This is a genomic window from Paenibacillus sp. LHD-38 (assembly GCF_031157315.1).
Lineage (GTDB): Bacteria > Bacillota > Bacilli > Paenibacillales > Paenibacillaceae > Pristimantibacillus.
Map to the genome: position 1 here is coordinate 120,175 of NZ_JAVIFU010000002.1, position 14,205 is coordinate 134,379.

At 50.2% G+C, this 14,205-nt stretch carries 13 protein-coding genes; 1 reads left to right on the forward strand and 12 read right to left on the reverse strand.

Annotated features, from left to right (window positions below):
• Window positions 1–4: 4 nt before the first annotated feature.
• The 11 genes from smc to RCO25_RS02635 form a co-directional block, all read right to left on the reverse strand.
• A complete protein-coding gene (smc, locus tag RCO25_RS02585) occupies window positions 5–3,580 on the reverse strand; it encodes a chromosome segregation protein SMC (protein ID WP_308994585.1) in 3,576 nt (1,191 codons plus the stop codon).
• A gap of 235 nt (window positions 3,581–3,815) precedes the next feature.
• Window positions 3,816–4,520, reverse strand: coding sequence for a ribonuclease III (gene rnc / locus RCO25_RS02590; RefSeq protein WP_138751618.1), 705 nt, complete (start codon window positions 4,518–4,520; stop codon window positions 3,816–3,818).
• On the reverse strand, window positions 4,510–5,751 hold the full coding sequence (gene fabF / locus RCO25_RS02595) for a beta-ketoacyl-ACP synthase II (RefSeq protein ID WP_308994586.1): 1,242 nt from the start codon (window positions 5,749–5,751) through the stop codon (window positions 4,510–4,512). Before fabF ends, rnc begins: the two co-directional genes overlap by 11 nt.
• Window positions 5,752–6,040: 289 nt before the next feature.
• Window positions 6,041–6,274, reverse strand: a complete 234-nt coding sequence (locus RCO25_RS02600) for an acyl carrier protein (protein WP_053375686.1) — start codon at window positions 6,272–6,274, stop codon at window positions 6,041–6,043.
• 91 nt (window positions 6,275–6,365) lie between these two features.
• Window positions 6,366–7,115: a 3-oxoacyl-[acyl-carrier-protein] reductase gene (gene fabG / locus RCO25_RS02605; RefSeq protein ID WP_308994587.1), complete on the reverse strand. Its 750-nt coding sequence runs from the start codon at window positions 7,113–7,115 to the stop codon at window positions 6,366–6,368.
• 15 nt (window positions 7,116–7,130) lie between these two features.
• Window positions 7,131–8,069 carry an ACP S-malonyltransferase gene (fabD, locus tag RCO25_RS02610; RefSeq protein WP_308994588.1) on the reverse strand — a complete coding sequence of 313 codons (939 nt, stop codon included), beginning with the start codon at window positions 8,067–8,069 and terminating at the stop codon, window positions 7,131–7,133.
• A gap of 23 nt (window positions 8,070–8,092) precedes the next feature.
• Window positions 8,093–9,079, reverse strand: coding sequence for a beta-ketoacyl-ACP synthase III (locus RCO25_RS02615; protein ID WP_308994589.1), 987 nt, complete (start codon window positions 9,077–9,079; stop codon window positions 8,093–8,095).
• A gap of 9 nt (window positions 9,080–9,088) precedes the next feature.
• On the reverse strand, window positions 9,089–10,078 hold the full coding sequence (plsX, locus tag RCO25_RS02620; RefSeq protein ID WP_308994590.1) for a phosphate acyltransferase PlsX: 990 nt from the start codon (window positions 10,076–10,078) through the stop codon (window positions 9,089–9,091).
• Complete coding sequence (gene fapR, locus RCO25_RS02625; protein WP_308994731.1) at window positions 10,062–10,658, reverse strand: transcription factor FapR; 597 nt, start codon at window positions 10,656–10,658, stop codon at window positions 10,062–10,064. Before fapR ends, plsX begins: the two co-directional genes overlap by 17 nt.
• 221 nt (window positions 10,659–10,879) lie before the next feature.
• Window positions 10,880–11,053: a 50S ribosomal protein L32 gene (rpmF, locus tag RCO25_RS02630; protein WP_006036546.1), complete on the reverse strand. Its 174-nt coding sequence runs from the start codon at window positions 11,051–11,053 to the stop codon at window positions 10,880–10,882.
• Between the two features lie 38 nt (window positions 11,054–11,091).
• A complete protein-coding gene (locus RCO25_RS02635; protein ID WP_308994591.1) occupies window positions 11,092–11,613 on the reverse strand; it encodes a YceD family protein in 522 nt (173 codons plus the stop codon).
• A gap of 162 nt (window positions 11,614–11,775) precedes the next feature.
• On the opposite strand from RCO25_RS02635, the gene RCO25_RS02640 reads away from it, so the two are divergent.
• On the forward strand, window positions 11,776–13,035 hold the full coding sequence (locus RCO25_RS02640; RefSeq protein WP_308994592.1) for a nucleotidyltransferase: 1,260 nt from the start codon (window positions 11,776–11,778) through the stop codon (window positions 13,033–13,035).
• A gap of 15 nt (window positions 13,036–13,050) precedes the next feature.
• On the opposite strand, the gene RCO25_RS02645 is transcribed toward RCO25_RS02640, so the two are convergent.
• Window positions 13,051–14,109, reverse strand: coding sequence for a S16 family serine protease (locus tag RCO25_RS02645; protein ID WP_308994593.1), 1,059 nt, complete (start codon window positions 14,107–14,109; stop codon window positions 13,051–13,053).
• Window positions 14,110–14,205 lie beyond the last annotated feature (96 nt).

Below are 14,205 nucleotides of genomic sequence, written 5' to 3' on the forward strand. Positions count from 1 at the left end.
TTCTTTATGCCGATACCGGCTCTTCATCCTCTAGGCGTACGGACACCAGCTTCGATACGCCGCCTTCCTCCATGGTAACACCGTACAGCACATCCGCTTCTTCCATCGTGCCCTTGCGATGCGTCACGACGATAAATTGTGTCAGCTCAGAGAACTCGCGTAAATATTGCGCGAAACGCGATACGTTCGCTTCATCGAGAGCTGCCTCAACCTCATCGAGCACGCAGAACGGAACCGGTTTTACCTGCAAAATCGCAAACAGCAAAGCAATTGCCGTCAAAGCGCGTTCTCCGCCGGAGAGCAGCTGCAGGTTTTGCAGCTTTTTGCCTGGCGGCTGAGCAACAATATCGATGCCTGTGTCCAGAACTCGGTCCGGCTCTACGAGCACCAGATCCGCCCTTCCGCCACCGAACAGCTTCGCGAATACGACGACAAAATGACCGCGTATCGCTTCAAAGGTCGCTCTAAAACGCTTCGACATCTCATCATCCATTTCGCGGATGACCTGATAAAGCGTCGTTTTCGCCTCGATCAAGTCATTTTTCTGCTCGGACAGAAATTCAAATCGTTCGCTGACTCGCTCGTACTCCTCGATTGCGCCTAGGTTTACATCGCCAAGTGAAGTAATTTGGCGCTTAATGTCCCTGACCTCATTTTGTGTACCCAGAATATCCTCTGGAATCGGATACTCTTCCTTAGCAAGCTCATAGCTCAGCTCATACTCCTCGCTAAGCTTGCGAAGCAAATTATCCAGCTCCACATCGAGCCGGTTCGCGGCAATTTCCGTTTGCCGCATTTGCTCTTCGACTTGTCTTAGCTGAGCGCGCTGCTCCTTCGTCTCACTCTCGCCAAGATCGAGCTCCGCAATACGCTGCGCGCGCGCAGAACGTTTCAAATCCGTTTGTTCCGCGCATTCTTGTTTCTTTATGCGCAGATGATTAAGCTGTTCAATTTGCTGAACCGACTCATTCGCGTGTCTAGCGATCTCTTCTTCCTGCTGCGCAGCCAAAGAGCGTAAACCTTCCAGTTCCTGCTTCGCCCGACCAATCTCTGCGCGAACCCGTGCCGATTGATCCTCGAACGAAAGCTTTTCCTGATCTGTCTTCGCAGCTGCGATCTTAATGTCGGTAAGCTGGCCTTGCAGCTCCTCTTTTGCCGATTCGCTCGCTTTGCGACGCTCCTCCGCCATACGAATCGCTTCCTGCAGCCTTGCCTCGTCCACGACAAGCTGCTCTAAACGCAGTTCAGCCGCCGCTGCCGTTGCTTGAACATCCTTCTGCTCGGATAAATGCGAGTTGCGATCAGCAGAATATAACTGTCGCTGCTCATCCAGATGCTTCGCTTCATTGTGAAGCTGCTGAAGCTCAGCCCGGATTTGCTGTTCTTCGATACGGCTTTTCTCTCCTTCCGCACGCAGCTCTTCAATGTTATGAGTACGGATGGAATGCTCCTTGCGCAGATCGCTTAGCTTATTTCGCAGCTGTTCAACCATCCTGCGCGCATCGGCAATTTCTTGATCCAGCGCATCAATCTGACGTTGACGGCCAAGCAAGCTGGCTCCCTTCTTCTGCAAGCTGCCTCCTGTCATTGAACCGCCGGCATTAACGACATCCCCTTCCAGGGTGACAACGCGGTAGCGGTACTGACACTTCGATGCGATTCGGTTCGCCTGTTCAAGCGTTTCAGCAAGCAAAACATTGCCGAGTAAGCTGTTTACAATCGCGGAATACCGGGCATCAGTGCTCACTAAGTCAGCGGCAACGCCCACGAATCCTTCAACGGATTCCGCAGTGCGCTTATCATGCTCTGGCACCTGCCTGCTGCGAATAACGTCAAGCGGCAGGAACGTAGCCCGGCCAAGCTGGCGCTGCTTCAGGAACGCAATTGCGGTACGAGCCGTTTTCTCGTCTTCCATGACGATATGCTGCAAGGCCCCGCCAAGGGCAGTTTCAACGGCAGTCTCAATTCTTTCCGGCACGCGAACGAGCTCTGCGACCGCACCATGGACTCCGCTAATGCCGCTATTCCCGCGTCTCGAAGCTTTGAGCACCTCTTTAACACCCTGCATAAAGCCGTCCAACGCATCCTGCATTTCCTTCATCGTGTCGCGCCTCGAAATATGGCTGTCGAGCTTTTGCTCCCACTTGCGAATCGCTAACGTAACTTCTTCCAGGCTTTGCGAAATCGTTCGTGTTTTCTCCGACTCGGTAAGCGTTTTGCTTCTAGCCTGTTCTAAGCGAGCCAGCGTCGCTTCAAGCGCCGTTGCAAGCTCCGAACGTCTCTCGTCCAATTTCGTTTGCTGCTCCAGCCACTTGGTTTCATCCTCGCTTATCCGTTCCATCCGACGTTGCAGCGTTTCTTGCTGTTGAGCCGCGTAACGAATTTCGTTCCGATGCTGCGCCATTGCGCTTAGCACTTCTAACAGCTCGCTCTTCAGTGTTTCCTCTGCATCAGCGACAGCGCCGCCAGCGACGCCTAATAAGCGCGCCTCCTCTTCCGATATCTTAGAGCGAAGATCAGCCAGCTGAAGCTGAAGCGCCGCTGCACGGCTGCGGAATTCTGCTTCCTCCTGCGTCATCGTAACGATTCGGGCGTCCTGCGCTGCAACCGATTCCTCAAGCTTTTGCTTGTTTTGTTCCAAATTGCGCTTGCGCTCCTTCAGAACCTCGCCATAACCCTCACATTTTTCAAAATCCTCGCTTATTTGAAGCATTGCCTCATGCAGCTGGTCGAGCACCAATTCCAAATCACGAAGCTGCTGACGATCTTTCTCTAAATGGGCATCATGCTTGCTGACTACAGTGGAAAGCTGAAGCTGTTCCTGCTGCAAGCGCTCAAGCTTACCGCTTGCTTCGGTCCATGAACCGTGAATCTGTTCAATGTTATGTACGTACATTGAAATTTCTTTCGTTTTCAGCTGCTCCTTAAGCGCCTTGAAATGAATCGCTTTCTCTGACTGCTTGCGAAGCGGCCCAACCTGATCATCCAGCTCCGTAACAAGGTCGTGAATACGCAGCAAATTTTGCTCAGTTTCGTCGAGCTTCCTCTGTGCTTCGCGTTTACGCGACTTGTATTTGACAATACCGGAGGCTTCTTCAAAAATCCCCCGCCTATCCTCCGAGCGCGTGCTTAAAATTTCTTCGATTCGGCCTTGTCCAATAATAGAGTAGGCTTCTTTACCGATACCGGTGTCCATAAATAGCTCGGTAATATCTTTTAGCCTGCATGGCTGCTTATTTATCAAATATTCGCTATCGCCGCTCCGATGTACGCGTCTTGTTACGGTAACCTCGTTATATTCCAGAGGCAGCGCATTATCCGCATTATCAAGGGTGAGCGAAACCTCGCTGTAGTTCACAGCTTTACGGGAATCGCTTCCCGCAAAAATAATATCCTCCATCTTGCCGCCGCGCAGGCTCTTCGCGCTTTGCTCCCCGAGTACCCAGCGTATGCCGTCAGAGATATTACTTTTACCGCTGCCGTTCGGACCTACTACCGCCGTGATGCCGGTTACAAATTCCATTTCAGTCCGATCAGCAAAAGACTTAAAGCCTGATAATTCTATCCGTTTCAGAAACATGTCTTGGTTTTCACCTCACCCCTCATTGTACCACATTTTATGGGCCTTGATAACCATTTCAGCCGCTAATTGCGACCTAAGAGCGTTAGTCATACGCCTTCAAACAACACAACATGCAGCTATTTTCAAAATATAGGATTTATAGTATTTAAAAGGTGTAATTTTCGTTAGTCATATACTAAAAAAAGAGAGCATCCCTTAGGCACGATGGCCGTACGGATACTCTCTTCGTTAATTAAGCTTGTTCCTGCGACAGCGTGCGCCATGCTTCCGCGGCAGCACGCTGCTCAGCTTCCTTCTTAGTTCTTCCGCTGCCAACGCCAAAGCGCTCTTCACCGAGATAGACCTCAACGACAAACTCACGGTCATGCGCAGGTCCGCGTTCTTCGATTATCCGATACTCGACTGCGCCAAGCCCATGATGCTGAGAACGCTCCTGAAGCTTGGATTTGGAATCCTTAACCAGAAGACCGTAATCATTAGATTCAACAAAAGGAAACATATGCTCGTTTAAAAAAGCTCTAGTCTGCTCAATCCCTGCATCCAGGAATATTGCACCGACAAACGATTCGAACAAGTCGGCTAGCAGCGCTTGGCGCTGCCTGCCTCCAAGCTGTTCCTCACCTCGCCCCAGCAATACATGCGAACCTAGCTCTAACCGTTCCGCAAACTGCGCTAAAGACGGCTCGCAGACGATTGATGCACGCATTCTCGTAAGTTCACCCTCAGGCCGCTGCGGGTATGTCGCAAACAAATATTCCGAAACCAGCAGTTGAAGAACGGCATCACCCAAAAATTCCAAACGCTCATTATCCTGAGCAGACCCGCGCTTATGTTCGTTTACATAGGAGGTGTGGGTGAAAGCCTGCTTGAGCAGCTTCGTCCGCTTAAAGCTGAGCTGCAGCCGCTGCTGCAGCTCATAGAAGGAATCACGCTTCATAAACTTTCATCACGATCGATGCATTATGACCGCCAAAGCCAAATGAGTTGGACAATGCCGTTCTCACATTTGCTTCGCGCGGTTTGTTCGGAACATAATCGAGATCACATTCCGGATCTTGATTATCCAAATTGATAGTCGGAGCAATGATGCCGTTTTTGAGCGTCAAGCCGAGTATAACCGCTTCTACGCCTCCAGCAGCGCCAAGCAAATGACCTGTCATCGATTTTGTCGAGCTGACCGCTACTTTATAAGCATGGTCTCCAAGCGCTTTCTTAATCGCCTTCGTCTCGGAGCGATCACCCACCGGCGTGGATGTGCCATGTGCATTGATGTAGTCGATGTCAGATGCTTCGACTCCAGCATCCTTAAGCGCCTTTACCATGCAGCGAGCAGCGCCGTCCGGATCTGGCTCAGTCATGTGGTGAGCGTCGCCGCTCATGCCGTAACCGATGACCTCAGCGTAAATTTTTGCACCGCGCGCTTGTGCATGCTCAAGCGATTCCAGTACTAGAACGCCGGCACCCTCACCCATTACAAAGCCGTCGCGATCAATATCAAATGGACGACTTGCCTTTTCGGGTTCATTGTTTCGAACGGACATGGCCCGCATGGAGCAGAAGCCCGCCATTCCCGTAGGTCTGATCGTCGCTTCGGCGCCGCCGGCAATCATCACATCGGCATCGCCGCGTTGGATTAATTTGAACGAATCACCGATGGAATGCGTTCCTGTCGCACAAGCGGTAACCGCCGTGCTGTTCGGTCCTTTAGCACCTGTAAGCATCGACACTTGGCCGGAAGCCATGTTAGCGATCATCATCGGTATGAAGAATGGGCTCACGCGCTTAGGGCCTTTTTCCAGCAGGATATTATGCTGATCCTCCCAAGTGCCAAGTCCGCCTATCCCGGAGCCGACCATAACGCCAACGCGTTCGGGATCGGCATTTTGACCAATTTGCAAATCCGCATCTTTAACCGCCAATTGGCTGGCTACTGCCGCAAATTGCACAAAGCGGTCCATTCTCCGTGCTTCCTTTTTATCTAAACCGTAATCCTCGGGATTGAAGTTTTTAACTTCTGCCGCAATATAAGTTGGGTAATCGGAGAAATCGAAAGCCTCAACAACCGATACGCCCGACTTTCCTTCCAGCAGGTTACCCCAGAATTGCTCCAAATCGGAACCTAGCGAAGTAATAACTCCCATACCAGTAACAACAACTCTTTGTTTCATTCGATTCACCTCTGTATCCAGCAGTATTGATGAGCGCGTGGCATCATCTCGTTATTCTAAAGCCATGGTGCTGTAATTCGTATACCCTGCTTATATTTCTCGGTAAATACAAGCAATGCCGTTCAAGGACGGTGAGCCTTTACACTTGAAATATAAGGAGGTATAAATTCATTGCGCTTGGAGCCATTTACCTTGTGTATGTAAAAGCTGTGACGCCTGCATAATTGATTTTACGAAAACGGTCTAGATGGAGAGAAGTCCCGTTTATTAAAAACGGGACTTGTCCTTCTTACGTATGAGATTGTATGTATTTAACTACTTCTCCCACAGTGGTGATAGTCTCTGCGTCTTCATCAGAGATTTCCATATCAAACTCGTCTTCTAGCTCCATGACCAATTCAACGACATCAAGAGAGTCAGCGCCGAGGTCATCTTTAAATGAAGCTTCTAGTGTAACTTCCGCTTCGTCAACGCCTAGTCGGTCGATGACGATACGTTTTACGCGATCTACTACTTCGGACATCCGGTTCACCTCCTCCATGGTATTATACGAGAATTAAAGATAAAATGCCATACGTAACCGTTTTAATTCCGTATCAGGGAATTATTTGGCGTTACATATACATGCCGCCGTCCACATGAATCGTCTGTCCAGTCATATAGGCTGAGGCATCAGAAGCAAGAAAACGGACCGCATTTGCGATGTCGCTCGGATCACCGAGACGGGCAAGCGGAATTTGACCAGATAAGGATTGGCGCATTTCTTCCGGCAGCTTGTCCGTCATTTCGGTTTGAATAAATCCTGGGGCAACACAGTTAACTGTAATGCCACGGGACGCAAGCTCGCGTGCACTAGCCTTAGTCAAACCAATTACGCCAGCTTTCGCTGCGACATAGTTAGCTTGCCCAGGATTTCCGAGCACACCAACGACCGAAGAAATATTGATGATGCGTCCGGAACGCTGCTTCATCATGGTGCGAGTGACCGCTTTAATGCCATTGAATACACCTTTGAGGTTTGTCTCAATGACTTGGTCAAACTCGTCTTCCTTCATACGCATGATTAAATTATCTCTTGTAATACCCGCATTATTCACTAAAATGTCAACCGTGCCGAATTGTTCGATGACTTCCTTGACCATCGCTTCAAATTCATCTGTTTTGCCAACATTTGCTTTAATGATAATTGCGCGTCTCCCGAGTGCTTCAACGGCTTCCGCCGTTTCAGCTGCCGCCGCCTCGCTGCCGGAGTAATTGATGGCAACATCTGCTCCAGCCTCAGCTAGCGCAATGGCAATCGATCTGCCGATTCCCCTCGACGCACCCGTTACGAGAGCTTTCTTGCCTTCCAAGCTAGCAAACATGGTATCCCCTCCATCCTAAAATTCATTCACCTGCAGCGCTTCAAGCGCAGAGATACTGTTTATTGAAATGACACGAAGATTTTTGTCGACTTTCTTAATCAAGCCGGCAAGCACCGTTCCAGAACCGATTTCTACAAAGGTATCAACACCCTGTTCGATTAGGTAACGAACGCTGTCTTCCCATAGAACAGGAGAATAAACCTGCTCCACGAGCAAATTGCGAATTTCGTCGGCTGAATTAACAGCCTTTGCGGTTACGTTAGCTACAACCGGAACGCTTGCGTCGAGCATTGCGATGCCAGCCAGTGTGGTTTGAAGATTGTCGGCTGCCGGCTTCATGAGAGACGAGTGGAACGGACCGCTTACTTCAAGCGGAATAACCCGTTTTGCACCAGCCTCTTCCTTGCCGCGCTGAACAACCGCTTCTACGCCCGCCGCAGTGCCCGATACGACAATTTGTCCGGGACAATTCACATTTGCAAGCTCAACTGCCGTACCTTCCGCCGTAATCGATGCGCATAGCGCAGCCAGGGTTTCACGCTCTGCACCCAGCACGGCAGCCATTGCGCCTTGACCGCTTGGAACGGCCTGCTCCATGAATTGTCCGCGTGCGCGAACCGTTCGCACGGCATCCTCGAATGAAAGAACACCCGCTGCAACAAGGGCGCTGTACTCTCCGAGACTGTGACCAGCTACATAATCCGGTTTCAATCCTCGAACCTGCAAGGCTTCTAACAGAGCAACGCTAACGGTAAGCAGCGCAGGCTGTGTATTGGCTGTTTGCTTCAGTACCTCATCTGGTCCCTCAAAAATAATATTACTTAAGGAAAAACCAAGCGCTCGATCCGCCTGTTCAAAAATCAAGCGTGAATGATCGAAAGTTTCGAATACATCCTTACCCATTCCGACAGCCTGTGCGCCTTGTCCTGGAAAAACAAATGCAATTTTACTCAAACGCGTTCCCTCCTTAACATTTATTACCATACAAGAACGGAAGCGCCCCATGTCAAACCGCCGCCAAAACCAACAAGCACGATGCGGTCGCCTTCCTTCACGCGGCCCTGCTCGACTGCTTCCGCAAGAGCAACCGGAATGGAAGCCGAAGACATATTTCCGTATTTATCAAGATTGATCATTGCTTTATCTTCTGACAGGCTCAGCCTGTTTAACGCGGACTGGATAATACGAATGTTCGCTTGATGCGGCACGAGAAGATCGACCTCTTCCTTCGCTATTCCCGCCTTCAGCAAAGCCTCTTCAGCAACGCTGCCCATAATTCTTACCGCGAACTTGAATACATCATTACCGGCCATCTGGATATAGTGCTGTTTGGTTTGAATGCTCTCTTCCGTTGCCGGTACGCGTGAGCCGCCTCCATTTACTTTAAGCAGTTCTCCTCCGCTGCCGTCTGCGCCGAGCTCAAACGACTGGAATCCGCGGCCCTCTTCAACTTGTCCTAGTACGACTGCGCCTGCACCGTCACCGAACAGAATGCAAGTATTGCGGTCTGTGTAATCAGTAATGCGCGACAGCGTTTCAGCCCCCACAACGAGTACGTTCTTGTACATGCCGCTAGCAATCATGCTCGAGCCTGTCGCAAGCCCGTAAATAAAACCGGAGCACGCAGCAGACAAATCAAATGCCGCAGCTTTCTTCGCGCCCAGCTTATCCTGAAGCAGGCATGCCGTCGATGGAAAAAACATATCGGGCGTTATCGTCGCTACGATTATTAGATCAATATCTTCCGCTGTTAGACCGGCCGCGGCAATTGCTTCACGCGATGCGTGCAGCGCAAGATCAGACGTCGCTTCCTCAGCAGCAGCAAGGCGGCGTTCTTTGATGCCAGTGCGCGTTACGATCCACTCGTCATTTGTTTCTACCATCGCTTCGAGCTCTTTGTTCGATAAGATACGTTCAGGAACGTATTTGCCCGTTCCGATAATCCCTACAGGATGTAACCCCATTTCGCACACTCACTTCCCGTTTATTTCTGCTGAAATCGTTTCAATCAGCTGGCCTTGAATCGCGCTTCTTGCTTGTCTTACCGCATTTTTTACGGCAAGCGCATCCGATGATCCGTGGCATTTCACAACAAGCCCGTTTAGCCCTAGAAGCGGCGCTCCGCCATGCTCCTTATAGTCCATTCTTTTCTTCAAGGGCCGCAGCTTAGGCAGCATAATCGCCGCAGCCAGCTTCGTCAGTAACGATTGGCTAAAGGCATCTTTAAGCGATGTAAAAATCGTTCCCGCCGCGCCTTCCATCGCCTTCAGCATAATATTGCCGGCAAAGCCGTCGCATACGAGCACATCGCAATTGCGGTTAAGAACATCCCTTGCTTCGACATTGCCAATAAAATGAACAGGCGCTTGCTCCAGTAAAGCATAGGCAGCTTTAGCCATTTCGTTACCCTTCATCGCTTCAGTTCCGACGTTCAAGAGCCCAACCCTTGGATTCTCAAGCCCGTGCACCTTAGCCCGGTAGATACTGCCCATAATAGCATATTGAAGCAAATGCTCCGGTTTGGCATCCATGTTCGCTCCCAAATCAAGCGTTAGAATACCGACATCATCCATTGTAGGCATCATAGGCGCAAGCGCCGGTCTCTCAATGCCATCCATTCTTCCGACTACAAGCAAGCCAGTGGCCATCAAAGCGCCGGTATTGCCTGCCGAGAGCATTGCGTCCGCTTGTTTCTCGCGAACGAGCTGTCCGGCAACAACCATGGACGCTCCTTTCTTGCGGCGCACTGCCTTTACCGGCTCATCATCAGGACCGATAACCTCATCCGCATGACAAATCGTCACGTTAGCAGGTTTCTGCCCTTTCATGAGCGGTTCAATCACAGACGTATCACCAACGAGCAGCAGCTCCGTATCCGGCCACTCCAGCGCCGCGTCAAGCGCCCCTTGCACAATTAGGCCAGGAGCATTATCCCCGCCCATAGCGTCAATAGCGATCCGCACGTTCGTCTCCTCCTTCTGTATCTGAATCTCCCGCGGACCGATAAATCACAAAGTTTCCTTGGAACACCATTTCATCGCCCACATACGTGAAGATTTCTACCTTTGCTTTGCTTCGTTCTCCCGAAATGGAGCGAACATAGGCCTTAGCGATGCACTTTTCTCCAAGCTTAACGGGACGAATGAATCTAATATCAGCTGTTACAGTAAGTGCAATTTCGTCATCTATAATAGCAACGGCAAGTGAATTTGCTTGGGCAAACACATGATGGCCGCGTGCAATGCCAGTCCTCGAGAACACATGCTCTTCCCGAATCTCAAACACCGAGATACCGCTCTTGTCCAGCTCCAAATCGACAATATCACCGATAACCTCATGCAAAGGCAGCGATCGAACAGAGTCGTAGGAGCGTTCGGCCATTAGCTTCAGGCGTTCTCTCAGCTCCGGTATTCCAAGTTCCATGCGGTCAAGGCGAATCGTCTGGATGCTTACTTTGAGCAGTCGCGTGAGCTCCCGATCGTTTATAAAAGGATTTTCATCAATATATCGGGCAAGCTGCTGATGCCGCTGCCGTTTGGGCATTCGTTCGATGTTCGGCACCACCTTCTACCTTAGAGTAACGGTTAGACCTCATTTACGCACCGCGGACTCCAAGGGTCATCAGTACGATTAGTATATGTATGTTGCTTGATATTATCACCTGGTACTAATTAAGTATATTAAAAAATGCGCCCGAGCGCAATGTTGCATCATAAAAATAGCACTCCATCAAATGATGAAGTGCTACCTCTGACATCAATTCACTATTGGGAAATGATCTCTTTTGTTTTGTAATATCCACAAACTTTGCATACGTGGTGAGCCAATTTCAGCTCGCCGCATTGCTCACATTTCACCATGCCCGGTACTGCAAGTTTGAAATGCGTACGACGTTTATCACGGCGAGTCTTGGATGTTCTACGCTGAGGTACTGCCATATTTAACACCTCCTTCAAAAAATCAATCGGCACTACGCTTATTCCTTAAATAGATCCTTTAGCGCCGCAAAACGGACATCAATCTTCTCCGTTGAGCAGCTGCATGTGTGCTCATTTAAGTTCTGTCCGCAAGTTTGACAGAGACCCTTACAATCATTGCTGCAAAGCGGTGCAAAAGGCATGAACAACTGAAGCGCTTCTTCCACATAAGGCCTCAAGTCCAGTCTGTCCGCATCTACTTCAATGAAGTCACTCTCTTCCTCTTCCATATCCTCATCGCGATCTACGTCAGACGCAGCCCTCTTGAATACTTCCGAGAAACGAATAACCGTATGATCCTTCACCGGTTCTAGGCAACGCGAGCAGGCGAGTTCGAGGTCAATGGCAAGTTTGCCATCCACTTCAATGAAGCCTTCGTGCCCAGTCACCTGAAGCATTACATGAAGAGGTCCCGTACGATAAACATCTTGGCGTCCTTTAAAGAGGTCACTAACATCCAACTCTTCGTCGATTGTCGTTTTCAACCCTTTGGACATTGTTTCTTGAATATGAAACTGCATCAGATCACCCCAAACAAACAAAGATTATTATATCTATCAGACTACTGTTTTGTCAACATTTTCACACTGTTTTTCCTTAATGCTTTAAGCAGGCTGTGATTGAGCTTGTTCTCTATGCTATAGTTAAACCACCAACATTTAACAGAGAGAGGATCCAAACGAATGCGTACAGTCGGACTTATTGTCGAGTACAATCCTTTTCATAACGGACATTTGTATCATTTGCAACAATCGCGAAAAATAACGCAAGCCGACGCAGTCGTTGCCGTTATGAGCGGCAATTTCCTGCAGCGCGGCGAGCCTGCCCTGCTCGACAAATGGTCTCGGACACGAATGGCGCTTGAAGGCGGCTGCGATCTCGTTATCGAACTGCCCGTCGCATACGCCACGCAAGCTGCCGAATGGTTTGCTTACGGTGCTGTGTCCTTGCTTGAGGCTACAGGTGTCGTTGACAGTTTCTGCTTCGGAACGGAGAACGGCGAGCTTGAGCCGCTGCTCTTGGCTGCAGATATCGTAGCACATGAGCCCCCTGCCTTCAAAGCTTTATTAAAACAGCTTATGCAAACGGGAATAAGTTACCCCAGCGCATACAGCAGTGCCATTACTGCTTATTTAGCAGATTTGGGACATGCTTCTGCTGCAAATTTCCCGTTTGCGCTGCCGAACCACACGTTAGGCCTCCATTATTTGCTTGCCTTAAAACGGCTGCAGGGCCAAATGGCGCCTTACACCATCACTCGCGAGAAAGCGCAATATAATCAGGAAACACCGTCAGACAGCCAGATCGCTAGCGCGACTGCCATTCGTAAGCTGCTGCTCGAACAACGCTCGCTTGAAGACGCGCGCGCATACGTTCCTGAGACTACGCTGCGTATCCTGAAGGAGGAATGGTCTTCAGGCCGCTGCCCGATCAGTTGGCAGCCCTTCACCAACGCCTTGCTTCATGCGATCGTAACCCGCTCGCCAAATGAACTGGCGGATTTTCATGAGATTAACGAAGGCTTGGAACACCGCATCCGCAATGCACTGCCCAGCCTTGGCTCTAGAAGCTTCGACGACCTGCTGGCAGCATTGAAAACCAAGCGCTACACGCGGACAAAGCTGCAACGGTCACTTCTCGCTATCCTGCTCGGACATCGCAAAGAAGATTTCAGCGCGGATAAGCTCGCTGCGGGTGTTGAATATATAAGAGTGCTTGGTTTTACCGAAAAAGGCAAGCATTTATTGCGCCGCATGCGAAATTCGGCCAAACTTCCCGTGCTGCTTAGCGCTGCAAGACCTCCAAAACCGTTTCGATTCCTCGAGCTTGACACGCAGGCCAGCAGTGTTTATATGCTTGGCGTTCCAGGAGTTGAGAATGTCCAATCGATGTTCCGGGATTTTACGGATAGACCGGTCGTAATTGAATCTGCGTTGAAGTAAAAATCTGCATGGCCGCTACTTCCCTGCCTCTGCCTGGAAGATTCCGACCTGTTCCACAGCTTCCTGGAGCGAAGATACGCTTACAACCTTTGTCGAGGAGCCAAGCGATTTCACTTTCGCCTCGGCTTCCTCGAAATTGTCAGCAGGCACCAGAAACAGCTGGGCGCCTTCTTCGCTTGCGATGACTATTTTTTGCTTAATGCCGCCGATCGCCCCAACCTTGCCATCAACCGTAAGGGTACCCGTTGCCGCGATGCGGCTGCCGCCCGATAAATCACCCTCCGTAAGCAAATCCAGAGCTTGCAGCGCAAAGACAAGTCCAGCCGACGGGCCTCCGATCTCATCGGCCGTTATGGTAATCCGCTTATCACGATACGCCGGCTCCAGCTCGTGCAGCTCCGTTATACTCCGTATGCCGAGCGCATCCAAAAGCTGCACGTTTGTCTTCACTGAAACAAAGCGATCCGCCGAAACGACTGCTTGACGTTGCTTACCGTTTCTTACAATATCGAAAGAAACGGATTCAGCAGCACCGCTAATCCCTAGCAGCGATTGAAGCAATTCATTTGTGCTGCGTGAAGGTTTTTCACCATGGATCCCTAGCAGCAAGTCACCTGCCTGAAAGGATACTTCACCTGCAGCCGCATCAGTTAGAACGTCGGAGACAACCATGCCATTCGGCTTGCTCTCATAGGGCACACCGGCAAAACGATACGCTGCTTCAATAGCATTATTTTGCGACCCCTGCATGATCACTTGCTGCCTTTCTGCATATTGCTCCTTCGTATATCCCCTAAGCACATCCCGTTTTGGGTGCACCTCTTTATTCGAGTTCAACATAGCCGAGATGGCATTCAGCAAGTTCGGCTCCGTTAGCTTCACTGCTGTGAGCAAGAAATCGCCATCACCAAGCTCGTCTCCCGCTTCAATCGCCAGCATCGGCTTAACAGGGACTGCAATTCCAGGCTCATAAACCACATAAGGCGTTGGAGCATATAACAGCACCCACATCAAAGCTGAAGTCGCTGCAACGACCATCGCTATTCTGCGCAAATCTGTTCGTTGCTTTCGCATCCGCCACTCCCCGATCAAGCAATTTATTCATTTCTTATTGAGTTCTCAGTCCTGCTGTCCTGCCGGGCAAAACATGACACTTGGTCTATCCAAGGA